The organism is Paraburkholderia sp. J10-1 (genome assembly GCF_905220165.1).
Lineage (GTDB): Bacteria > Pseudomonadota > Gammaproteobacteria > Burkholderiales > Burkholderiaceae > Paraburkholderia.
The window spans coordinates 160,327-182,599 of record NZ_CAJMYW010000014.1 but is presented as its reverse complement, the minus strand read 5'-3'; the positions used below and the strand labels follow the sequence as shown (position 1 = coordinate 182,599).

The 22,273-nt window shown below is 65.7% G+C and carries 20 protein-coding genes; 12 read left to right on the top strand and 8 right to left on the bottom strand.

All coding sequences use genetic code 11. The features are described 5' to 3' along the window. The 4 genes from U5A65_RS32040 to U5A65_RS32025 form a co-directional block, all read right to left on the bottom strand. Positions 1-264 (bottom strand): DegT/DnrJ/EryC1/StrS family aminotransferase (locus U5A65_RS32040; RefSeq protein ID WP_321948865.1); only part of this gene is annotated, 264 nt, incomplete at its 3' end. A gap of 145 nt (positions 265-409) precedes the next feature. Further along, the gene (locus U5A65_RS32035) at positions 410-781 is read right to left on the bottom strand and encodes an SMR family transporter (protein ID WP_158757904.1); all 372 of its coding nucleotides are present in this window, start codon (positions 779-781) and stop codon (positions 410-412) included. Between the two features lie 137 nt (positions 782-918). Further along, a complete protein-coding gene (locus U5A65_RS32030; RefSeq protein WP_321939437.1) occupies positions 919-2,610 on the bottom strand; it encodes a glycosyltransferase family 39 protein in 1,692 nt (563 codons plus the stop codon). 160 nt (positions 2,611-2,770) lie between these two features. Further along, the gene (locus U5A65_RS32025; RefSeq protein WP_321917233.1) at positions 2,771-3,145 is read right to left on the bottom strand and encodes an Mth938-like domain-containing protein; all 375 of its coding nucleotides are present in this window, start codon (positions 3,143-3,145) and stop codon (positions 2,771-2,773) included. A 534-nt stretch (positions 3,146-3,679) separates the two neighbouring features. Here U5A65_RS32025 and U5A65_RS32020 point away from each other — a divergent pair. From U5A65_RS32020 to U5A65_RS31995, 6 genes are all read left to right on the top strand, one after another. After that, a complete protein-coding gene (locus tag U5A65_RS32020; protein ID WP_321917231.1) occupies positions 3,680-4,918 on the top strand; it encodes a pyridoxal phosphate-dependent aminotransferase in 1,239 nt (412 codons plus the stop codon). A gap of 61 nt (positions 4,919-4,979) precedes the next feature. Then, on the top strand, positions 4,980-6,311 hold the full coding sequence (locus tag U5A65_RS32015; protein WP_321939439.1) for a homoserine dehydrogenase: 1,332 nt from the start codon (positions 4,980-4,982) through the stop codon (positions 6,309-6,311). Between the two features lie 10 nt (positions 6,312-6,321). Continuing rightward, a complete protein-coding gene (gene thrC, locus U5A65_RS32010) occupies positions 6,322-7,773 on the top strand; it encodes a threonine synthase (RefSeq protein ID WP_321948864.1) in 1,452 nt (483 codons plus the stop codon). Between the two features lie 297 nt (positions 7,774-8,070). Then, positions 8,071-9,297, top strand: a complete 1,227-nt coding sequence (gene glp, locus U5A65_RS32005) for a gephyrin-like molybdotransferase Glp (RefSeq protein WP_415765988.1) — start codon at positions 8,071-8,073, stop codon at positions 9,295-9,297. 12 nt (positions 9,298-9,309) lie between these two features. Beyond that, positions 9,310-9,567, top strand: a complete 258-nt coding sequence (gene moaD, locus U5A65_RS32000; protein ID WP_233881646.1) for a molybdopterin converting factor subunit 1 — start codon at positions 9,310-9,312, stop codon at positions 9,565-9,567. Positions 9,568-9,586: 19 nt separating this feature from the next. After that, the gene (locus tag U5A65_RS31995; protein WP_321917225.1) at positions 9,587-10,069 is read left to right on the top strand and encodes a molybdenum cofactor biosynthesis protein MoaE; all 483 of its coding nucleotides are present in this window, start codon (positions 9,587-9,589) and stop codon (positions 10,067-10,069) included. A 102-nt stretch (positions 10,070-10,171) separates the two neighbouring features. Here the strand turns inward: U5A65_RS31995 and U5A65_RS31990 are convergent, their stop codons facing one another. Then, entirely contained in the window at positions 10,172-10,732 is a 561-nt protein-coding gene (locus tag U5A65_RS31990) for a group III truncated hemoglobin (protein WP_321948862.1), read from the bottom strand. Between the two features lie 217 nt (positions 10,733-10,949). Between U5A65_RS31990 and U5A65_RS31985 the strand changes: the two genes are divergently transcribed. Together U5A65_RS31985 and clpB are read left to right on the top strand one after the other, a co-directional pair. After that, the gene (locus U5A65_RS31985; protein WP_321917239.1) at positions 10,950-11,450 is read left to right on the top strand and encodes an Rrf2 family transcriptional regulator; all 501 of its coding nucleotides are present in this window, start codon (positions 10,950-10,952) and stop codon (positions 11,448-11,450) included. A gap of 241 nt (positions 11,451-11,691) precedes the next feature. Continuing rightward, on the top strand, positions 11,692-14,289 hold the full coding sequence (gene clpB, locus U5A65_RS31980) for an ATP-dependent chaperone ClpB (protein WP_321939446.1): 2,598 nt from the start codon (positions 11,692-11,694) through the stop codon (positions 14,287-14,289). A gap of 123 nt (positions 14,290-14,412) precedes the next feature. On the opposite strand, the gene U5A65_RS31975 is transcribed toward clpB, so the two are convergent. The 3 genes from U5A65_RS31975 to U5A65_RS31965 all read right to left on the bottom strand — a co-directional run bounded on the left by U5A65_RS31975 (position 14,413) and on the right by U5A65_RS31965 (position 17,795). Then, the gene (locus U5A65_RS31975) at positions 14,413-14,961 is read right to left on the bottom strand and encodes a YidB family protein (protein ID WP_415765979.1); all 549 of its coding nucleotides are present in this window, start codon (positions 14,959-14,961) and stop codon (positions 14,413-14,415) included. Between the two features lie 16 nt (positions 14,962-14,977). Continuing rightward, positions 14,978-15,565: a helix-hairpin-helix domain-containing protein gene (locus tag U5A65_RS31970; RefSeq protein WP_321948861.1), complete on the bottom strand. Its 588-nt coding sequence runs from the start codon at positions 15,563-15,565 to the stop codon at positions 14,978-14,980. A gap of 217 nt (positions 15,566-15,782) precedes the next feature. After that, complete coding sequence (locus U5A65_RS31965; RefSeq protein ID WP_321948860.1) at positions 15,783-17,795, bottom strand: sigma-54-dependent Fis family transcriptional regulator; 2,013 nt, start codon at positions 17,793-17,795, stop codon at positions 15,783-15,785. Positions 17,796-18,283: 488 nt separating this feature from the next. On the opposite strand from U5A65_RS31965, the gene U5A65_RS31960 reads away from it, so the two are divergent. The 4 genes from U5A65_RS31960 to U5A65_RS31945 all read left to right on the top strand — a co-directional run bounded on the left by U5A65_RS31960 (position 18,284) and on the right by U5A65_RS31945 (position 22,273). Next, positions 18,284-19,351, top strand: coding sequence for an ATP-NAD kinase family protein (locus U5A65_RS31960; protein WP_321948859.1), 1,068 nt, complete (start codon positions 18,284-18,286; stop codon positions 19,349-19,351). Positions 19,352-19,400: 49 nt separating this feature from the next. Then, entirely contained in the window at positions 19,401-20,177 is a 777-nt protein-coding gene (locus U5A65_RS31955; RefSeq protein ID WP_321939450.1) for an SDR family NAD(P)-dependent oxidoreductase, read from the top strand. Positions 20,178-20,244: 67 nt separating this feature from the next. Beyond that, positions 20,245-21,222 carry a thiamine pyrophosphate-dependent dehydrogenase E1 component subunit alpha gene (locus tag U5A65_RS31950; RefSeq protein WP_321917211.1) on the top strand — a complete coding sequence of 326 codons (978 nt, stop codon included), beginning with the start codon at positions 20,245-20,247 and terminating at the stop codon, positions 21,220-21,222. A gap of 46 nt (positions 21,223-21,268) precedes the next feature. Further along, positions 21,269-22,273 (top strand): alpha-ketoacid dehydrogenase subunit beta, encoded by a 1,005-nt coding sequence (locus tag U5A65_RS31945; RefSeq protein ID WP_321917209.1) that lies wholly within the window; start codon positions 21,269-21,271, stop codon positions 22,271-22,273.

The following is a 22,273-nucleotide window of genomic DNA, read 5'->3' as shown; positions in this document are numbered from 1 at the left end:
GGGCGTGGTGATGACTTCGTCGCCGGGACCCACGCCGGCAATGCGCAGCCCGATTTCGAGCGTGGCGGTGCCGGAGTTGAAGGTGCGCACGGGCCGGCCGCCGCAGTATTCGGAGAGCGCCGCCTCGAACGCCTGGTTCTGCGGGCCGGTCGTGATCCAGCCCGAGCGCAGCACGTCGGCGACGCCCTGGATGGTTTCTTCGTCGATTTCGGGGCGTACGAACGGCAGGAACGGAACGGTCGACTGCGGAGAAGACTGGGTCATGAGTGCTTTACTCTTTGCTCGTCAGAAAGTGGGGCCGGGCAGCAAGGCCGCCGCGGCGCATCTTACGAAATGCTTATATGGGCGCAACAGGCTGCGCTGCAAGCGCTCTCGCAACGCGCGCCGGAGTCGTGCGCGCTGCGGCGCCTTAGCTGCGCGCGAGCACGAACACGCCGATCAGGATGATGCCGATGCCGACGAGCCGCTGCACGCTCATCACCTCGCCGAACAGATACCACGCCGCGAACGCGTTGACCACGTAGCCGAGCGAGAGCATCGGGTAGGCAATCGAGACATCCACGCGCGAGAGCCCGACGATCCACACGACCACGCTGAACACGTAGCACGTGAGGCCGCCGAGAATCGGCACTTGCGTCGCGAGCTTCAGGCCAATGGGCAAGATGTTCGCACGGCTGAATTCGAAGTGTCCAACGGCATTGACACCCGCTTTCAGCAACAGTTGCGCACAGGCGTTCAGGCCGACGCCGGCGAGGATGCAGATCAGGGAAATCGGATTCATCGAGAAGGGTGATTCAACGGGTTATCGGGTTGCGACGGGAAGGCCGGCGTGAGCTGGCCGCCGCCGCGCGGCCAGCCCGATTATCGCGCATGCGTCAATCGGGGCCAGCAAGGTGCCAGGGAGGTGCCAGAAAGCGCTCAGGATTGCGGCTTCTCGACGATCACGCGCCGCGCGTCGCGGGCGATCACCTGCATCGGCAGGCCCTGCGCAGCCAGTTCCTCGTAGCGCTTCACCGGAATCAGCGCGAGCGCGTAGCGGTCGGCTTTCCAGCGTGCTTCCCAGTCGGCGATGGTCGGCACCCATTTTTGCGGTTCCTCGGAGATGCCAAAGGCAAGCTCGTCGGTGACCTCGACCATCGTCATCGTGTGGCGCACGTAGAAGGGCATGGTGTGGTCGAGTACGCCCACGGAGTAAAAGGGCGTGTCGGGCGGCAGCTTCGCAATGGCAGCGCGCACCGCGGGTGCGAGCGGCGCGCCAGAGCTCAGCGTGCCGAACACATCGTGGCCCGTGCCCGCGATGGTCGCGAGCAGCAGCCAGGCCGTGCCGAGCGCGAGCGCCGGCGCGCGCGCGCCGGTTTCGGGCGTCCGCTTCGCGCGGTTCAGGCGCAGGCCGACCATCGTGACGACGAAGGCCACCGCGGCGGCGGCGAACACCCACACCTGGAACTCGCGGTAGAGCGCATTGGGGTTGCGCGCGTCGCCAAGATGCGTGAGCACGAACGAGCCCCCCATCAGCACGACGGCGAGAAGCGCGTAGCCCGCAAGGTGCTTGTTCCACTGCGCGCGCGTCATGACCGGCAGATACATGCCGATGATGAGCGCAACCGGCGGCGCGATCGGCAGGACGTAGGAAACGAGCTTCGAGTGCGAAGCGCTGAAGAACAGAAAAATGAACACCGTCCACACGAGCATTAGCACGACGGGCGAGAAACCGTTGGGCTGGCGCGGCGCGCGCAGCGCATGGCGCACACTCTGCACGCTCACCGAAAGCCACGGCAGGAAGCCCACCAGCATGACCGGCACAAAGTAGTAAAACGGGCCGGGACGGTTCTGCGCGGGCGTGAGGTAGCGCTGGAACTGCTGGACGATGAAGAAGAAGTTGAAGAACTCGGGATTGCGCTGCTGCACGAGGATGAACCACGGCGCAACGATCGCGAAGAACACGATCAGGCCGCTCACGAGATACAGACGCTTCCAGAGCGCCCAGTCGCGCGAAATCGCGGTATAGAGCACGAGCACCGCGCCCGGCAGGATCAGGCCGACGAGGCCCTTGGAGAGCACCGCCATCGCCATGGCCGCCCAGCACACCCACATCCACAGGCGTGCGTGGTTTTTGGGCAGGGTCGGGCGCTGGGCGAGCAGCAGCGCGCACAACGTGAGCTGCATCCAGAACGACAGGCCCATGTCGAGCGTGTTGAAGTGGCCCATCAGGTTCCAGTACGGCGCGCAGGCGAGCACGACCGCGGCGAAGAAACCTGTGGCGGCATTGAACACGCGCGCGCCGGTGAAGCCGATCAGCAGCACGCCGGCGAAGCCGGTGAGGGCCGTGTAGAGGCGCGCCTGCCATTCGCCGATGCCGAACCACGCGAACGTGAGCGCGTTCATCCAGGTTTGCAGCGGCGGCTTCTCGAAGTACTTGTAGTCGTTGTAGCGCGGCGTGATCCAGTCGCCGGTCGCGAGCATTTCGCGCGCCATTTCGGCGTAACGGCCTTCGTCGCTCGGCAGCAGGTGGCGCCAGCCGAGCGGCAGGAACCAGATCACGGCGAAGGCGAGGATCAGGAGCAGGATCGCGCTGCGGTTGAGCGGTAGCCTCGATGGCGTATCGTTCATGGGTTTCAGCCTGTTCTTGTTGCAGTCGTTGCGGTCGGGATGCGGGCGTGTGCGCCAGGCACGCGCGGCACCTGTGCCACGCCCGGCGCGCGCGCTTCGCACGCGGCGCGCAAGTGTACTACGCCGCCGTTCGGCGACCTGAAGGCAAGCTTAAGGCGCGTCAGCTTTCGATCAGAAGCGCGGCCGCCACGCGGCGGCCTTCGGCCATGAGGATGTTGTAGGTGCGGCAAGCTGCCTTGAAATCCATCGCCTCGACGCCAATGCGTTTCGCGGCGAGCGCCGCGGTCAGGCGCGGGTGCGGAAAACGCAGCCGCTCGCCGCTGCCGAACACCACCACCTCGGGGTTCAGCGGCAGAAGCATCTCGAAGAGTTCGGGCGTGAGGGCGTCGAACGCGTGCACCGGCCAGGGCGTGACCGGCGATTCGGGCATCACGATGATGCTACCCGCGTGGCGTTCGAGGTTCACTTCGACGTAGTCGGCGCCGTAACCGGTCACGGTGTTCAGCGCGGCACTGGAGTCCTGGTGTAGTTTCAAAACGGGGTTCCGGGATAAGGGCAGGCCGGGTGCGCGAGCGAGGGGGCGCCTATCCTGTGCCGGCGCCGGTCTCGGCGCGAACCGCCTTGTCGCCCGCGCCGTATAGCCCGCCGTCACCCGTTTCGCGACCCGCCTCCTGGCCGATTGCGCATTGCGGAAGTTGGTCAAAATCCGCTAAATTATAACTTTTTAGCCGCCGCTGCGGCGGTGAGCGGGGGAGCCCGCGCCGGCAACCGCTACGCGCGCCATCCGCGCATCGGGCAAGGGCAGCCACAAGCTGCCGGGGCGGTCTGAGGTGATCTCAACGGACGCTTGGCGTGGCGTTGTGAGTGCGCCTGGCGCTTCCTCACAATCGTGCACGGCTTTTTTCCCGCCGGGGGCGCGCCTCCGGCTCCCTTGTATGTCTTGTCCGCCAGGGCGCCATCCGCCGGCCGGTCGACGGCATTTCAGCCTGTTCCAGCCCTTTTACCGCGTCTGACTCGTCTCCGACGCCCCGACTGATTCTTTGACCGATTTTCTGACCGACAGCCCGCCGTGAAACCGATTCTCAAATCCAACAAGCTGCAGAACGTTTGCTACGACATCCGCGGGCCGGTGCTCGAGCACGCGAAGCGCCTCGAAGAAGAAGGCCATCGCATCATCAAGCTGAACATCGGCAACCTCGCGCCGTTCGGTTTCGACGCGCCCGACGAGGTCATTCAGGACATGATCCTGAACCTGCCGGGCTCCTCGGGGTATTCGGATTCGAAGGGCGTGTTCGCCGCGCGCAAGGCGATCATGCATTACGCGCAGCAAAAGGGCATCAAGGGCGTCGAGCTCGACGACATCTACATCGGCAATGGCGCGTCCGAACTGATCGTGATGGCCATGCAGGCGCTGCTGAACGACGGCGACGAAGTGCTGCTGCCCGCGCCCGACTATCCGCTCTGGACGGCGGCGGTGAGCCTGTCGGGCGGCACGCCCGTGCACTATATCTGCGACGAGTCGAACGCGTGGATGCCCGACCTCGACGACATTCGCGCGAAGATCACGCCGAACACGCGCGCGCTCGTCGTGATCAACCCGAACAACCCTACCGGCGCGCTCTATTCGGACGACCTGCTGCGCGGGCTTGTGACGATTGCGCGCGAGTACGGCCTGATCCTGTTCGCCGACGAGGTCTACGACAAGATCATCTACGACGGCAAGACGCACACGGCGCTCGGGTCGCTCTCGGAAGACGTGATCACGGTCACGCTCAACAGCCTCTCCAAAAGCTATCGCGCGTGCGGCTACCGCGCGGGCTGGATGTTCCTCTCGGGCATGACGGGCGAAAACCGCCGCCGCTCGAAGGACTACACGGAAGGCCTCGGCATTCTCGCTTCGATGCGCCTGTGCGCGAACGTGCCGGGCCAGTACGCGATCCAGACGGCGCTGGGCGGCTATCAGAGCATCAACGAGCTGATCCAGCCGGGCGGGCGCCTCTATCGTCAGCGCGAGCTGGCGTACAACATGCTCACGGCCATTCCGGGCGTGACCTGCGTGAAACCCGAGGCGGCGCTCTACATGTTCCCGCGCCTCGACCCGAAGCTCTATCCGATCGAGAACGACCAGCAGTTCATCCTCGATCTGCTGTTGCAGGAGCGCGTGCTGCTCGTGCAGGGCACGGGTTTCAACTGGAAGCAGCCGGACCACTTCCGCGTGGTGTTCCTGCCGAACGTCGACGACCTGACCGATTCGATCAACCGCATTGCGCGCTTCCTCGACGGTTATCGTCAGCGGCACGGCACCTGAGTCGCACCTGACTCGCGCCAAACGTATTCCCTTTACAAACACTTAGACGAACACACGCTGCATGGAACCGATCAAAGTAGGTCTCTTGGGCTTCGGCACGGTGGGCAGCGGCACCTTCACGGTACTGCGCCGCAACCAGGAAGAAATCAAACGCCGCGCGGGCCGCGGCATCGAGGTGGCGCGCATTGCCGTGCGCAACCCGGCCAAGGCCACGGCGGCGCTCGGCACTGAGGCCGGCAGCGTCGACCTGACGACCGACTTCAACGCCGTGGTCGACGACCCCTCGATTTCGATCATTGCCGAAATGATCGGCGGCACGACGCTCGCCAAGGATCTCGTGCTGCGCGCGATCGCCAGCGGCAAGCACGTGGTCACGGCGAACAAGGCGCTGCTGGCGGTGCATGGCACCGAGATCTTCGAAGCGGCGCGCGCCAAGGGCGTGATGGTCGCATTCGAGGCGGCGGTGGCGGGCGGCATCCCCATCATCAAGGCGCTGCGCGAAGGCCTCACGGCCAATCGCATCCAGTACATCGCCGGCATCATCAACGGCACGACGAACTACATCCTCTCGGAAATGCGCGAGCGCGGGCTCGACTTCGCGACCGCACTGAAGGCCGCGCAGGAACTGGGCTACGCCGAAGCCGATCCGACCTTCGACATCGAAGGCGTGGACGCTGCGCACAAGGCCACGATCATGAGCGCGATCGCGTTCGGCGTGCCGGTGCAGTTCGACAAGGCTTACGTGGAAGGCATCAGCAAGCTCGACGCCATCGACATCAAGTACGCGGAAGAACTGGGCTATCGCATCAAGCTGCTCGGCATTGCGCGCCGCACCGAGCGCGGCATCGAGCTGCGCACGCATCCCACGCTGATTCCGGCCAAGCGCCTGCTCGCGAACGTGGAAGGCGCAATGAACGCCGTGGTCGTGCATGGCGACGCCGTGGGTACGACGCTCTACTACGGCAAGGGTGCGGGCGCTGAGCCGACGGCCTCGGCCGTGGTCGCCGATCTCGTGGACGTCACGCGTCTGCATACGGCCGACCCGGAGCACCGCGTGCCGCATCTGGCGTTCCAGCCGGACAGCCTTTCGAACACGCCGATCCTGCCGATCGACGAAGTCACGAGCGGCTATTACCTGCGCCTGCGCGTGGCCGACCAGACCGGCGTGATGGCAGCCATCACGCGTATCCTGGCCGACAGCGGCATCTCGATCGACGCGCTGCTGCAGAAGGAAGCGGAGCAGGTCGACGCGCAGGGCAAGGCGGAAACCGACATCATCCTGATCACGCATGAGACGGTCGAGAAGAACGTCAACGCGGCGATCGCGCAGATCGAAACGCTTGCGACGGTGAAGTCGCCGGTCACGAAGCTGCGTATGGAAGGACTGAACTAAGGCAAGGGCTATGAATTACGTATCCACGCGCGGCGCGGGCGCCGGCGAGCATCACTCGTTTTCCGACATCCTGCTGGGCGGTCTCGCGCGCGACGGCGGCCTGTACCTGCCGGCCGAGTATCCGCAAATCGGCAAGGAAGAACTCGCGCGCTGGCGCGGCCTCTCGTACGCGGATCTCGCGTTCGAGATCCTCTCGAAGTTCGCCGGCGATATTCCTGCCGACGACCTGCGCGACATCACGCGCCGCACCTACACGGGCGAGACGTACCGCAACGTGCGCCACGGCGAAGACGCGAGCAAGATCACGCCGCTCACCACGCTCGGCGAGGAGAACGGCGCGAAACTGTCGCTGCTCGAACTCTCGAACGGTCCGACGCTTGCGTTCAAGGACATGGCGATGCAGCTGCTCGGCAACCTGTTCGAGTACGCGCTCGCGAAGGCCGGCCAGGAGCTGAACATTCTCGGCGCGACGTCGGGCGACACCGGCAGCGCCGCTGAATACGCCATGCGCGGCAAGAAGGGCGTGCGCGTGTTCATGCTCTCGCCGCACAAGAAGATGAGCGCGTTCCAGACCGCGCAGATGTTCAGCCTGCAAGACCCGAACATCTTCAACCTCGCCGTGGAAGGCGTGTTCGACGACTGCCAGGACATCGTCAAGGCCGTTTCGAACGATCACGCGTTCAAGGCGCAGCAGAAGATCGGCACGGTCAACTCGATCAACTGGGCGCGCGTCGTGGCCCAGGTCGTGTACTACTTCGCCGGTTACTTCGCGGCGACGCAGTCGAACGACGAGCGTGTTTCGTTCACGGTGCCTTCGGGTAATTTCGGCAACGTGTGCGCGGGCCATATCGCGCGCATGATGGGTCTGCCGATCGAAAAGCTCGTGGTCGCGACCAACGAGAACGACGTGCTCGACGAGTTCTTCCGCACCGGCATCTATCGCGTGCGCGGCTCGGCGGAGACGTATCACACGACGAGCCCGAGCATGGATATTTCGAAGGCGTCGAACTTCGAGCGCTTCGTGTACGACCTGCTGGGCCGCGATCCGGCGCGCGTGACGCAACTGTTCCGCGACGTGGAGGAGAAGGGCGGTTTCGATCTCGTGGCGAGCGGCGACTTCGTGCGCGTGCAGCAGTTCGGTTTCGTGTCGGGCCGCAGCACCCACGACGACCGTATCGCGACGATCCGCGACGTCTATTCGCGCTACAAGACGATGATCGACACCCATACCGCCGACGGCGTGAAGGTCGCCCGCGAACACCTGCAGCAGGGTGTGCCGATGATCGTGCTCGAAACCGCGCAGCCGGTGAAGTTCGGCGAGACGATTCGCGAGGCGCTCGACCGCGAGCCGGAGCGTCCGGCAGCGTTCGAAGGGCTGGAGGCGCTGCCGCAGCGCTTCGAAGTCGTGCCCGCCGATGCAAAGCGCGTGAAGGACTATATCGCCGCTCATACGGCAGACTGATCGGCGCGGCCGGGGCCGGATCCGCCTCCGGTCCTGGCGCGTCGACATCGCATCAGCATCTATGCGGCGGCGGGTTGCTCGAACCCGCCCGCTGCAACACGCCAGCCGACCCTGCGCGTTCGCCTGCATGGCGCGCCAGGGATATCCACGGCATAAGGCGCAGCGCGCCCATCGCGCCGCTACAATAACAGCAGACCAACCGCTGCTGGCGGCCCGCCCGCCAAGTCCGAGACGACCTCGATGTCCACGCCTACGTCCCCGTCTTCCGCTGCGCCGGCACCCGCGCCGCGCGCGCCGATGCTTTCCACCGCCGACGCCCTTGCCACGCTGCTCGCGGCGGCGACGTCGCTTGCCGGCACCGAAACGATTTCGACGTTCGACGCGCTGAACCGCGTGCTTGCCGCGGACGTCGTCTCGCCGCTCGACGTGCCGCCGATGAATACGAGCGCAATGGACGGCTATGCGGTGCGCGTGGCCGATCTCGCGCAAGGCAGCCGCCATCTGCCGGTTTCGCAGCGCATTCCCGCGGGCCACGCGCCACAGCCGCTCGCGGCGGGCACGGCGGCGCGCATTTTCACGGGCGCGACGGTGCCGCCGGGCGCCGACGCCGTGGTCATGCAGGAGCAGACCGAGGCGGCGGAAGGCGCCGTCACCTTCCTGCACGCGCCGAAGGCGGGCGAATGGATCACGGCGCAGGGCGCGGACATCCGCAAGGACACGGTCATCCTGCCGGCGGGCACGCGCCTCACGCCTGCGGCGCTCGGGCTCGCGGCATCGGTGGGCTGTGCGGCGCTGACCGTCGTGCGCCGCGTGAAGGTCGCCGTGTTCTTCACCGGCGACGAGCTGACGATGCCTGGCGAGCCGCTCAAGCCCGGCGCGATCTACAACTCGAACCGCTTCACGCTCACGGGCCTCTTGCGCAACCTCGGCTGCGAGGTCACCGACTACGGCATCGTGGCGGACCAGCTCGACGTCACGCGCGCGACGCTGCGCGAGGCGGCCGCCGCTCACGATCTCATCCTCACGTCGGGCGGCGTGTCGGTGGGCGAGGAGGATCACGTGCGGCCGGCCGTGGAGGCCGAAGGCCGCATCAGCCTGTGGCAGATCGCCATGAAGCCGGGCAAACCGCTTGCGTTCGGTGCGGTGCGTCGTGCGCAAGGGGCAACGAATGCGCAAGCGGGCGAGGCGTTCTTCATCGGGCTGCCGGGCAACCCGGTTTCGAGTTTCGTCACCTTCCTGCTGTTCGTGCGTCCGTTCCTGCTGCGTCTCGCGGGTGCGACGCACGTCAGCCCCCGCGCGCTCTCGCTGCGCGCCGACTTCACTCAGACGAAGGGCGACCGCCGCAACGAATTCCTGCGCGCGCGCGTGAACCCGGCTGGCGGTCTCGACCTGTTCTCGAACCAGAGTTCGGCCGTGCTGACCTCCACGGTCTGGGGCGACGGCCTCATCGACAATCCGCCCAACCATGCGATCAGCGCGGGCGAGACCGTGCGCTTCATTCCGTTCACCGAATTGCTGTACTGAAAGCCTTAACCGATGAAGATCCAGCTGAAGTTTTTTGCGAGTGTGCGCGAGGCGTTGGGCGTCGCGGACGAAACGGTCACGCTGCCCGAGGGCATCGTGACGGTCGGCGACGTGCGCGGCTGGCTGCGCGCGCGCGGCGGCGTGTGGGCCGAGACGCTGGCGGAAGGCCGCGCGCTGCGCATGGCGTGCAATCACGTGATGACCGACCCGCGCACGCGCATTACCGAGGGCTGCGAAGTCGCGTTTTTCCCGCCGGTGACGGGCGGCTGAGCGCGACAGGAGACTCACCATGCCCGTACGCGTACAAACGGAAGATTTCGACCTCAGCACCGAGGTTGCGCAACTGCGCGCGCGCAATCCGGCGATCGGCGCGGTGGCGTGCTTCGTTGGCACCGTGCGCGACCTGAACGACGGCAGCACGATCGCCTCGCTCGAACTCGAGCACTATCCAGGCATGACCGAGAAGGCGCTGGAGGCGATCGTCGAGGCGGCGCAGCGGCGCTGGGCGGGCATCGAGGTGCTGATCGTGCACCGGGTGGGCAAGCTCGCGCCGCTCGACCAGATCGTGCTGGTCGCGACGACCTCGAAGCATCGCGGCGACGCGTTCGCGTCCTGCGAGTTCGTGATGGACTACCTCAAGACCGAGGCGCCGTTCTGGAAGAAGGAAGAAACAGAGCAGGGCGCGCGCTGGGTCGACGCACGCGAGAGTGACGATGCGGCGCTGGCGCGCTGGGGCGTGGCGTCGGGGAATGTTTCGCGGGAATCGAGCTAGGCGGTTGTTCGCCGGGAGCAGGCGGGCCGATTTTATCCGGCCACCTTGCCTGTCTAACGCAACTAACTGCCTAACTCACCCTCTCGCTAGAAGCAGACAGGCTTACTCCGCCGCCGTGTTCTCGTCGACATCCATCTGGCGGCCAACGAAACGGGCTGGAAACGGCTCGCCGCTTGGGCGCGTAGGCAAGTCATGGCCGTGCCCGGCGGGCCGCCTGCGCGGCGCTACGCGATCGAGGATCGCCTGTTGCTCGGGCGGAATCGTGTAGTCCCAGCCGAAGCGGCTCAGTTGCAGGCTTTGCGCAATGCGCAGTGCGGGCTCCATGAATTGCACCGCCGCAGCGGGCTCGTAGCGTGCCTGTACGGTATCGAGGAAGAGATAGAGCCAGCGGCTGAAATGCTGCGGCTCGACGCCCGGCACAGGATCGTGTGCCTGCTGCACATTGCCGCGGTAGGTCTTGGTGCCGAGCACGAGGCTCGACCAGAAGCGGCACATCTTCGGCAAATGTTCGTCCCAACGCCCGGCCAGCACGCCGTCGAACACCGGACCGAGCATGGCGTCGTCGCGTACGCGGTCGTAGAACGCGTAGACCAGTTCGCGGATGTTTTCTTCGGTTGGCGCGGCGTGCGGAGTGCCGGGAGTGCGGATTTCGGGGTGAGTCATTTGGGGCCTGGGCGATACCTGGAGTGCATGGAGTGTAGCGGGCGGCGGTGCGCCGGTACGTCAGCACACTGCGGCCGTGAGCCGCAGGTACGCTGCCAGGCACTGCGAAGTGACCATTGAAGTGCCGATGATACCCAGTCCGGGCAAAACCTGCATGCTAACTGCATGTTATTGTATGGGTTCTGTCACCCGCATCAGCGCTGTCATTGCCCCCGCCATGAGACTGACCGACTACACCGACTACTCGTTACGCGTGATGTTGTATCTCGCGCTGCGTCGCGACAGCCTGGCCACGATCCAGGAGATTTCGGACGCCTACGGCGTGTCGAAGAATCATCTGATGAAAGTGGTGCAACGCCTTGGAGAACTCGGCTGGGTCGATACCATTCGCGGGCGCAACGGCGGCTTGCGGCTCGCGCCGGCCTCGCTCGATCTGACCGTCGGCGCGGTTGTTCGTCAGACCGAGAGCGACTTCTCGCTGGTCGGCTGCTTTCCGGACGAACACGGCGAGCGGCGTAGCTGCATCATCGAGCCGCAGTGCAGGCTCAAGCACGCGTTGGCGGCGGCGCGCGATGCGTTCCTCGCGGAACTCGACCGTCACACGATCGGCGAACTCGCGCAGCCGGCAGACGCATTGACCGGCCTGCTCGGCCTCGCACCGATCCAGTTCATGCCGCGCGTGCAGACGGCTCGGCCCGCGTCTTCGCGCGAGCATTGAGGGGCGCGTTGGCGCCTCGTTCTTACACACCTGTTCTTCGCCTCGCAGCGGCGCTTTGCCTCGCACGGCCCCGGCCGCCTCTCAGTCATCCCCCGTTTTCTCACGCCTCGGCAACGTTGCTGGCGGCCGCTGCGCGCGCTCGAATGCCGAAAATCGGAAAAAATGACGCCAGAGCGCTTGAAACCGGCGTGTCCCCCCTCAAATTTGGTGACAGTCTAGAAATCTGGAGGTCTCGCATCAAATGAGAATCGACAAACTCACCACCAAGTTCCAGGAAGCCATCGCCGACGCGCAAAGCTTGGCGGTTGGCCACGATAACCAGTACATCGAACCCGTCCACCTGCTGGCTGCGCTCGTCGCGCAGCAGGACGGCTCCGCGCGCTCGCTCATGTCGCGCGCCGGCGTGCAGGTACAGGCGCTGCAGAACGCACTGAACGACGCGATCAACCGTTTGCCGCAGGTGCAGGGCACCGACGGCAACGTGCAGATCGGCCGTGAACTCACGGGTCTGCTCAATCAGGCCGACAAGGAAGCGCAAAAGCTCAACGACACGTATATCGCGAGCGAGATGTTCCTGCTCGCCGTTTCCGAGGACAAGGGCGAAGCCGGTCGTCTCGCGCGCCAGCATGGGTTGACGCGCAAGTCGCTGGAAGCCGCGATCGTCGCGGTGCGCGGCGGCGCGCAGGTGCACAGCCAGGACGCCGAGAGCCAGCGTGAAGCGCTCAAGAAGTACACCGTCGACCTGACCGAGCGCGCGCGTTCGGGCAAGCTCGACCCCGTGATCGGCCGCGACGACGAAATCCGCCGCTCGATCCAGATCCTGCAACGCCGCACCAAGAACAATCCGGTGCTGATCGGCGAGCCGGGCGTGGGCAAGACGGCCATCGTCGAAGGCCTCGCGCAGCGCATCGTCAACGGCGAAGTGCCCGAGACGCTCAAGGGCAAGCGCGTGCTCTCGCTTGACATGGCCGCGCTGCTCGCGGGCGCGAAGTATCGCGGCGAGTTCGAGGAGCGCCTGAAGGCCGTGCTCAACGACATCGCGAAGGACGAAGGTCAAACCATCGTCTTCATCGACGAAATCCACACGATGGTCGGCGCGGGCAAGGCCGAAGGCGCCATGGACGCGGGCAACATGCTCAAGCCGGCGCTGTCGCGCGGCGAGCTGCATTGCATTGGCGCGACCACGCTCGACGAATATCGCAAGTACATCGAAAAGGATGCCGCGCTCGAGCGCCGCTTCCAGAAGGTGCTCGTGGATGAACCGTCGGTCGAGGCGACCATTGCGATCCTGCGTGGCCTGAAGGAGAAGTACGAGCTGCACCACGGCGTGGAAATCACCGACCCGGCGATCGTCGCGGCGGCGGAGCTGTCGCATCGCTACATTACCGACCGCTTCCTGCCGGACAAGGCCATCGACCTGATCGACGAAGCCGCTTCGAAGATCAAGATGGAAATCGATTCGAAGCCCGAAGCGATGGACAAGCTCGATCGTCGCCTGATTCAGCTGAAGATCGAGCGCGAGGCCGTCAAGAAGGAAAAGGACGAAGCGTCGCAAAAGCGTTTGCAGCTGATCGAGGAAGAGATCGACCGGCTGAGCCTCGAATATAAGGACCTCGAAGAGATCTGGACTACCGAGAAAGCCGCAGTGCAGGGCGGCGCCCAGATCAAGGAAGAGATCGACCGCGTGCGCGCGGAAATCAATCGCTTCCAGCGCGAAGGCAAGCTCGAGAAGGTCGCGGAACTGCAGTACGGCAAGCTGCCGGAACTCGAAGCGCAGCTCAAGCAGGTCACGCTCGCCGAGGCGAACGAGCAGAACAACCCCACGCGTTTGCGGCTGTTGCGCACGCTGGTGGGCGCCGAGGAAATCGCAGAAGTCGTGTCGCGTTCGACCGGCATTCCCGTGTCGCGCATGATGCAGGGCGAACGCGAAAAGCTGTTGCAGATCGAGGAAAAGCTGCACGAGCGCGTGGTGGGCCAGGACGAGGCCATTACCGCCGTTGCCGATGCGATCCGCCGCTCGCGCGCCGGTCTTTCGGACCCGAACCGGCCGTATGGCTCGTTCCTGTTCCTCGGGCCGACGGGTGTGGGCAAGACCGAGTTGTGCAAGGCGCTGGCGGGCTTCCTGTTCGATTCGGAGGATCACCTCATCCGCATCGACATGAGCGAGTTCATGGAGAAGCACAGCGTGGCACGTCTGATCGGCGCGCCGCCGGGATACGTGGGCTACGAAGAGGGCGGTTATCTGACCGAGGCCGTGCGTCGCAAGCCGTATAGCGTGATCCTGCTCGACGAAGTCGAGAAGGCGCACCCGGACGTGTTCAACGTGCTGCTGCAGGTGCTCGACGACGGCCGCATGACCGACGGCCAGGGCCGCACCGTGGACTTCAAGAACACGGTGATCGTGATGACGTCGAACCTCGGTTCGCACCTCATCCAGGCGATGGCCGGCGAGCCGCAGGAGGCGGTGAAGGACGCCGTGTGGAATGAAGTGAAGCAGCAGTTCCGCCCCGAGTTCCTGAACCGGATCGACGAGGTCGTGGTGTTCCATGCACTCGATCGCACGAATATCGAGTCGATTGCGAAGATCCAGTTGCAGCGTCTGCGCGAGCGTCTGGAGAAGCTCGACATGGAACTCATGGTGTCGGACGACGCGCTCGGTCAGATCGCCAAGGTCGGTTACGACCCGCTGTTTGGGGCGCGGCCGCTCAAGCGGGCGATTCAGCAGGAGATCGAGAACCCGGTCGCCAAGCTGATACTCGCGGGCAAGTTTGGACCGAAGGATGTGATTCCGGTCGGCGTGCACGACGGGAAGTTCGTGTTCGAGCGCGTGGTGCACTGAGACGCGTAGCGAAACCCGGGCCAGGCGTGTGCCGTGAGGCGCGCGCCGAGCCGAAACAAGAAGGGCAGCGGAGTGATCCGCTGCCCTTTTTTATGCCTGCAATTTATGGCGCTTAAGCGTCGCTCAGGCCTGCTTGTTGCCGCCGCCAAACAGCGACGCAAGCCCGCCCAGCGTGCCGAGCACGCTTTCGGTGTTGATCTGGCCGCCTTGCGGCACTTCGCCGTTCGGCGTGCCCGCGTTGACCACGTGCGGCAGCACCTGGGCGAGGAGCCCGCTCACCTGGTCGGGCTGCATGCCGACCTTCTGTGCAAGGCCGGAGACGACGTCCGAGCCGAGCACGTTGTGCAGTTGGTCGGCCGAAACAGGCTGGTTCTCGCCGTTGCCGACCCACGACTGCACGACGTCGCCGAGGCCGCCTTGCTGGAACTTCTCGATGAGGCCGTTCAGGCCGCCGGGCTGGTTGTTGACGAACTCCATCGCCGTGGCGATGAGCTGGGCCTGGCCGCCGCCTTGCTGTTGCGATTGCGAACCGAGCAGGGAACCGAGGGTATCTAGCAGACTCATGACGATCTCTCTGAGTGATGGCCGCGACGGGGGACGCGGCCGGTAAGTCGGACGGCGCGCGCATTGGCGGCGCCGCGATTCGAAGTCCGGCGCACGGTGTGCGTGCACCGGATATTGGCAGCGATCACGCGCCGGAAGCGGCCGCTGCGGACGCGGCCTTGTCCTTCTTCGACTTCTTGGTCTTTTTCGCCTTCGTATCGGATGCCGAGGCAGGTGCTGCCGCAGCGGAGCCCGCTTCCGGCGCGCTCGCAGCCGCGGCTGCCTTGTCCTTCTTGCTCTTGTGCTTCGACTTGCCCGTCGCGTCCGAGGCGGCTTGCGCGGTGGTCGCGGCCGCCGGCGTCTGCGCCGTCATCGGATTGGCCGTGGTGGCAGCGGGTGCGGCGGTCGTTGCAGCGGCGCTCTTGCTGCTCTTCGTGCTAGCCGTCTTGCCCGCCGGCGGCGCGGACGAGCCGTTGATCGTGAGGCCTGCCGCCTCGAGGTTCTGCACCGACTTCGGGCCAATGCCCTTGACGCGGTTCGCGAGGTCGTCGGCGTCCTTGAACGGGCCGTTCTTCGTGCGTTCGTCGATGATCGCCTTGGCGTGCACAGGGCCGATGCCCTTGACCGATTCGAGCGCGGTTTCGTCGGCGGTGTTCACTTCCACGGCTACGGCGAGCGCGGCGGACAGCGACAGGCCGATGGCGAGGAACAGCATCAGCAGCTTCTTGAGCATGGCAATCACTCCATTGAGGGCATTTCAGTTAGCCGGGAACGGACGACGCATCCAGCGGAGGGGCTGCGGTACAAGAATAGGCCAGATGGCCTATTCGTGGATCGCGAGCGCTCGATTTATACCGGTCGAGGTGTGGCAAGTAAATCGCACCGCACAATATTTAATACTTCTGTGCATTTTGGCGACGCCAAATGCCAGGCTGTCAGTGCAATCCGGTTCAAGCGCGGTGCGGCCCGACGATGCCGAGCTTCGCAATGCGCCGATACAGCGTCGCGCGCGAGATGCCTAGCGCCTGCGCGGCGGCGTTCGGACGCCAGCGGTGCGCCGTGAGCGCCACGACGATGCGTGCGCGCTCATCTTCGTCGGAGAGCGGCGATGCTGGCGGCATGCCGGTTGCGGAGCGGGGCGCGGCGGCCGGTGCAAGCTGCGGCAGGCTCGCCGCGAGGTCGGTGCTCAGGTGCTGCGCTTCGACCAGCACGGTGTCGCATACGGCGCATGCGTAGCGCATCGCATTGCGCAGCTGCCGCAGGTTCCCCGGCCATGCGAAGGCCGCGAGCCGCGCAGCGAGCGTGGCGTCGAGCGCGAGCGGGCGGCCGGCGGCCTGCGCTTCTTCCGCGAATACCGTGTCGATGAGCATGGCGATGTCGCGCCGCTCGCGCAGCGGCGGCAGCGTGAGCACCGCACCGCTCAGCCGGTAGTAGAGATCGTCGCGGAACGTCCCGGCGCCGGCCATTTGCGCGAGGTCCCGGTGGGTTGCGCACACCACGTCGATATCGATGCGCACCGCTGTTTCGCTACCGAGCGGCAAGACTTCGCCCTCGGCGAGCACGCGCAAAAGGCGCGTTTGCAGCGCGAGCGGCATGTCGCCGATTTCGTCGAGAAAGAGCGTGCCGCCGTCGGCCATCGCGATCTTGCCGCGCGCCCCATGGCGGCGCGCGCCCGTGAATGCGCCCGGCGCATAGCCGAACAGCTCGCTCTCGATCAGCGATTCGGGCAGCGCGCCGCAGTTCACGGCGATGAAGGGCCGATTGCGTCGCGCGCTGGCGTCGTGAATCGCGCGTGCGAACACTTCCTTGCCCGCGCCCGTTTCGCCGAGCAGCAGGATCGGCAGGCGCTTGCCCGCCACGCGTTGCGCGATGCGCGCGTTTTCGGCCACGCGTGCATCTGCGCTGCGCAGGAAGGGGCCGAGCGCGCTGCGATCGTATTCGTGCGCGTCGGCGGCGTCGCGCCGCAGCGGCATCGCGCCATGCGCCGCGCCGGCGCCGCCGCTGTGGCCGCTACGTGCGCTGTGTCCGCCGTAACCGCTAGCCCCGAGCGGCGCGCGAATGCGCGCATACAGCATCGAGCCGTTCGCGCGCAGGCGCAGCGCCGCGATGGTTTCGATGCGCCCGATGTCGCGCAACTGCACGTGCGACGAATCGAAGATCTCGTCGATATGACGCGGGCCGTCGAGGCACGGCATGCACTCGCGTGCGCGCCGGTTCGCGGCGACCACGTTGCCGTTTTCGTCGAAAGCGATCAGCAGTTCGGGCTGCGCCTCGACGTAGTTGCGATTCTGGTGACCGAAGAGGATCCAGCACGACGCGAGGCGATGCAGGAAATAGCCGTCTTCGATGAGCGTGGCGCTCTGGCGCACGAGCTGGTTGACGATGCGCTGGCTCTCGCGATTGTCGGGCGACTGCACGGCCGAAGCGTCGAGCACGCCGATCAGCTCGCCGCCCGGCGCGAAGATCGGCGCGGCGCTGCACGTGAGCGTGGTGAACGCGGCGCGGAAATGATCGGTCTTGTGCACCGTGATGGGTGCGAGATCGGTGAGCACGTTCGCGATGCCGCAGGTGCCTTCCTCGCTCTCCGACCAGCACGAGCCGATATAGAGCCCCGCGTGCTTGAAGTCGTTGCGGCGCTCGCGGTCGAGGCGATAGTCGATGGTCACGCCATGGGCGTCGGTCAGCATCACGCAGTAATCGGCTTCGCGCACCATGTCGTGCAGGCGCGTGAGGCATTGGCCCGAGGCGCGCAGGAAGGACTCCTCGCGATCGCGGATCTCGCGCAGCTCGGCGGCGCTCAGCACGCGCGGACCGATCACGGAGCCGGGGTCCAGCTGATAGCGCTCGAACGAGCGCTGCCACGACGAGACGAGACGTGGCGAATCGGACGGCGCAGGCAGGCGGCCTTCTACGGCGCCACGCACGCGCTCGGCGTGCCGGGTAGACGCAAGGGCGTAGGGCATGAGCGGTTCCAGACGGTGGCTCGCAATGAGCGTCGGGGTACGTCGGCAAAACGTCGGATTACGTCGGACCGGAAAGCGTTCGGCGGGAGTCTTTTGTAGCACATCCTTTGCGCGCGATCACACTGCAGCGCAGCATGCGAGACGGTTGAGACGATTGTCTCAGCGGCTGCTGTGCCGCATTCCGGCGCGTGACGCCGGGTGTCTCAGCCGCGGCACAGGCAGACCGCGCGGGCGTGTGCGCGTTTTCGTCCGCGCGGGTGGCCGGTTGTGCGCGTGGACGCATTGCGCGTGCGAGACGGCGGCTGAGACGCCACACGCGACGCAAACGGCGCTCGCCCCACGCCATGCGATTGCCGCAGAGCCCCGTCGCGCGGCCTTCTACGCGGATACAGCGTGTCCTCGCCGTCATTGGCATGACGCTTGCAGAGTTTGCGGGCAAAAGCGGCGCGCAGCAGCTCACAGTGCGACGCCAACAGGAGACAAGACCCGTGACGACGCCCGTGACCGTAGGCGTGATCGCGAACCCCGCATCGGGCCGCGACATCCGCCGTCTCACTTCGCATGCATCTGTCTTTCCCACGGCCGAGAAGGCGAATATGGTCGTGCGCCTGCTCGCGGGCCTGGGCGCGCTCGGCGTCGCTCGGGTGCTCACGCTGCGCGACAACACGGGCGTAGCCGCGCTGTTGCTGCGGGCGATCGGGACGCACGCGGCCATCGCTGCACACGAGCCCTGGCCCGAGGTCGTATTCGTCGATCTGCCGGTGAGCGAAAGCGTCGCCGATACGCACGCGGGCGTCGATCACATGGTGCGTGAAGAAGTCGCGCTGATCGCGGTGCTGGGTGGCGACGGCACCCATCGCGCCGTCGCCGCGCATTGCGGCGCCACGCCGCTGCTCGCGCTCTCGACCGGCACCAACAACGCCTTTCCCGAACTACGCGAGGCCACCGTCGCGGGCCTCGCGGGCGCGCTCGTCGCGACCGGCGCGGTGCCCGCGGAAGCGGCGCTCTCGCGCAACAAGCGGCTCGTCGCGCGCTGCGTGGAAGGGCCGTCGCGCGGGCGCGAGGAAATTGCGCTCGTCGATATTTGCGTGGCGCGTCAGCCTTTCATCGGCGCGCGCGCGATTTCAGAAAGTTCGGATATCGAATCACTTTTCCTGACCTTTGCGCCGCCCGACGGCATCGGCCTTTCGTCGATCGGTGGAGCATGGGCGCCGGTCGGGCGCGATGCCGCGCACGGTCTGCATATGACTTTCGCTGAGCCAGGCGCGCCCGAGGGCGGCGCAGCGGGGGTGCCATTGCTCGCACCGATCGCGCCGGGCCGCGTCGAGCGCCTGACGATGCGCACGTGCCAGCGCCTCGAAGTGGGCGTGGCGCTGCCGCTCGAAGCGGGCCACGGCACGCTCGCGTTCGACGGCGAGCGCGAAATCGAACCGGCGCGCGGCGACCGCTATGAAGTGACGCTCGACTGGCACGGCCCGCTGACCGTCGATGTTGCTCGCACGCTGCGTTACGCGGCGTCGCATCAGTTGTTGCGCGAGGCCGCCGCGCGCGTATAGCGGCCTGGCTTGCTTGCTCCACTCATAACCGAAACAAGGAGACATCGGCATGGACACACCCTTGAAAGGCCAGGTCGCGATCGTGACCGGCGGTGCACGCGGCATCGGCCGCGGCATTGCGCTCACGCTCGCGCAGGCCGGTGCGGACGTATTGCTCGCGGATCTGCTCGAAGAGCCGCTGGCAGCGACGGTCGAAGAGATACGCGCGCTCGGCAGGCGCGCGGCATTCGCCAAGGTCGACGTCACCCAGGCGGCCCAGCTCGAAGGGATGGTCTCGCAGGCGATCTCCGAACTCGGTGGCCTCGATATTCTCGTGAACTGCGCCGGCGTGATTTCGATTAATCCGGTATCCGAATTAACGGAGCGGGACTGGGACTTCGTCATGAACGTCAATGCAAAGGGGGTGTTTCTCGGCTGCAAGGCTGCGTTGACGCATTTCCTCACGCAAAAGCGTGGGCGGATCATCAACGTCGCTTCGATCGCCGGCAAGGAAGGATTTCCGAATCTCGCGCACTACAGCGCCTCGAAATTCGCCGTGGTCGGCTTCACCAACGCGCTCGCCAAGGAGGTTGCGCGCGAAGGCATCACCGTGAATGCGATTTGCCCAGGCATCGTGCGCACGTATATGTGGGATCGGCTCTCCGACGAATGGAAGACGCAGGGCGAGAGCGTCGAAGAATCCTGGCAGCGCCATCAGCTCACGCTGATCCCGCAAGGCCGCGCGCAAACACCGGAGGACATGGGTCGGCTCGCGCTGTTCTTCGCAACCATGGACAACATCACGGGCCAGTCGGTGAACATCGACGGCGGTTTCACTTTTCACTAGGAGCAGTGGCATTTCCCGCAGCAGGCGAATCCAGAGCGATACAGCGTAGTCCACCCAGGAGACAACCATGTCACTTCAGTTGAACAAGGAGCAGTTGCTCACCGCGTACAGGTCGATGCGCACGATCCGTGAGTTCGAGGAACGGCTGCACGTCGAATTCGCGACCGGCGAGATTCCAGGTTTCGTGCACCTGTACGCAGGCGAGGAGGCGTCCGCGGTCGGCACGATGAGCCACTTGAACGACACCGATTACGTCGCCACCACGCACCGCGGCCACGGCCACTGCATCGCCAAGGGCGTGGACGTGCACGAAATGATGGCCGAGATCTATGGCCGGACCACGGGCTCGTGCCGCGGCAAGGGCGGCTCGATGCATATCGCCGACTTGTCGAAGGGCATGCTGGGCGCGAACGGCATCGTGGGCGCGGGCGGTCCGCTCACGTGCGGCGCGGCGCTCGCCGCGAAGCAGAAGAAGACGGGCGGCGTGGGCGTGTGCTTCTTTGGCGATGGCGCGTCGAACCAGGGGGTGATCTTCGAGTCGATGAATCTCGCCTCCGTGTGGCGCCTGCCGGTGATCTTCGTCGCGGAAAACAACGGCTACGCCGAGGCGACGTCGTCCACGTGGTCGGTCGCGGCCGACAATATCGCCGACCGCGCGAACGGTTTCGGCATGCCGGGCGTGATCGTCGACGGTTTCGACTTTTTTGCCGTGTACGAGGCTTTGGGCGAAGCCATTGCGCGAGCGCGCAACGGCGGCGGCCCGACGCTCGTGGAAATGAAACTCTCGCGCTATTTCGGCCACTTCGAGGGCGACGCGCAAACCTATCGCGCGCCTGGCGAAGTGCAAAAGCTGCGCGAGGAAAAGGACTGTCTGAAGCGCTTCGAGGAGCGTGTGGTGCGTGCCGAACTCGCAAGCAGCGACGATCTGCGCAAGGTGGACGCCGAAGTGAAGCAACTGATCGACGACGCGGTCACGCAGGCCAAGGCCGCGCCGTTGCCGCCGGCCGAAGCGCTGCTCACCGACGTGTACGTGTCGTATCCCTGAGCGCTGTGCGCTCGGGTCATCAGGATTCCAGATCAAGGAGACGAAAATGGCACGGAAAATTACCTATTCGCAGGCCATCAACGAAGCGCTGGCCCAGGAGATGGGGCGCGACGAGAGCGTGATCGTCATGGGCGAGGACAATGCGGGCGGCGCGGGCGCGCCCGGCGAGCAGGACGCGTGGGGCGGCGTGCTCGGCGTGACGAAGGGCCTTTACGGCAAGTTCCCGGGGCGCGTGCTCGATACGCCGCTCTCGGAAGGCGGCTTCATCGGTACGGCCGTGGGCGCGGCGGCGTGCGGCATGCGGCCGGTGGCGGAGTTGATGTTCATCGACTTCATGGGCGTGTGCTTCGACCAGATATTCAACCAGGCCGCGAAGTTTCGCTACATGTTCGGCGGCAAGGCGGTCACGCCGGTCGTGATCCGCACCATGTATGGCGCAGGGCTGCGCGCGGCGGCGCAGCACTCGCAGATGCTCACCTCGCTCTTCACGCATATTCCGGGGCTGAAAGTCGTATGCCCGGCGACACCTTATGACGCCAAGGGCCTCATGATCGAAGCGATTCGCGACAACGACCCCGTGATCTTCTGCGAGCACAAACTGCTCTACACGATGGAAGGCGATGTTCCGGAGGAATCCTATTCGATTCCGTTCGGCGAGGCCAATATCGCGCGCGACGGCGACGACGTCACGATCGTCACGTATGGGCGCATGGTGCACTACGCGCTCGACGCCGCGCAGAAGCTCGCGAAAGACGGCATCGAAGCAGATGTGATCGACCTGCGCACCACGTCGCCGCTCGACGAGGAAACGATCCTCGAAAGCGCGCGCCGCACGGGCCGCGTCGTGGTCGTGGACGAAGCGAACCCGCGCTGCTCGATCGCAACCGACATTGCCGCGCTCGTCGGTCAGAAAGCGTTCAAGGAGCTGAAGGCCCCGGTCGGCATGGTGACCGCGCCGCATACGCCGGTGCCGTTCGCGGCGTCGCTGGAAGACCTCTACATCCCCTCGGCGGACAAGATTGCCGAAGCCGCGCGCGCAGCAAGGAGCTGA

What these genes read in the sequence shown, in the direction of transcription:
- U5A65_RS32035 (WP_158757904.1), bottom strand. Translation starts at nt 781, where the DNA reads ATGAATCCGATTTCCCTGATCTGCATCCTCGCCGGCGTCGGCCTGAAC.
- U5A65_RS32030 (WP_321939437.1), bottom strand. Translation starts at nt 2,610, where the DNA reads ATGAACGATACGCCATCGAGGCTACCGCTCAACCGCAGCGCGATCCTG.
- U5A65_RS32015 (WP_321939439.1), top strand. Translation starts at nt 4,980, where the DNA reads ATGGAACCGATCAAAGTAGGTCTCTTGGGCTTCGGCACGGTGGGCAGC.
- thrC (WP_321948864.1), top strand. Translation starts at nt 6,322, where the DNA reads ATGAATTACGTATCCACGCGCGGCGCGGGCGCCGGCGAGCATCACTCG.
- glp (WP_415765988.1), top strand. Translation starts at nt 8,071, where the DNA reads ATGCTTTCCACCGCCGACGCCCTTGCCACGCTGCTCGCGGCGGCGACG.
- moaD (WP_233881646.1), top strand. Translation starts at nt 9,310, where the DNA reads ATGAAGATCCAGCTGAAGTTTTTTGCGAGTGTGCGCGAGGCGTTGGGC.
- U5A65_RS31995 (WP_321917225.1), top strand. Translation starts at nt 9,587, where the DNA reads ATGCCCGTACGCGTACAAACGGAAGATTTCGACCTCAGCACCGAGGTT.
- U5A65_RS31990 (WP_321948862.1), bottom strand. Translation starts at nt 10,732, where the DNA reads ATGACTCACCCCGAAATCCGCACTCCCGGCACTCCGCACGCCGCGCCA.
- U5A65_RS31985 (WP_321917239.1), top strand. Translation starts at nt 10,950, where the DNA reads ATGAGACTGACCGACTACACCGACTACTCGTTACGCGTGATGTTGTAT.
- clpB (WP_321939446.1), top strand. Translation starts at nt 11,692, where the DNA reads ATGAGAATCGACAAACTCACCACCAAGTTCCAGGAAGCCATCGCCGAC.
- U5A65_RS31970 (WP_321948861.1), bottom strand. Translation starts at nt 15,565, where the DNA reads ATGCTCAAGAAGCTGCTGATGCTGTTCCTCGCCATCGGCCTGTCGCTG.
- U5A65_RS31965 (WP_321948860.1), bottom strand. Translation starts at nt 17,795, where the DNA reads ATGCCCTACGCCCTTGCGTCTACCCGGCACGCCGAGCGCGTGCGTGGC.
- U5A65_RS31955 (WP_321939450.1), top strand. Translation starts at nt 19,401, where the DNA reads ATGGACACACCCTTGAAAGGCCAGGTCGCGATCGTGACCGGCGGTGCA.
- U5A65_RS31950 (WP_321917211.1), top strand. Translation starts at nt 20,245, where the DNA reads ATGTCACTTCAGTTGAACAAGGAGCAGTTGCTCACCGCGTACAGGTCG.
- U5A65_RS31945 (WP_321917209.1), top strand. Translation starts at nt 21,269, where the DNA reads ATGGCACGGAAAATTACCTATTCGCAGGCCATCAACGAAGCGCTGGCC.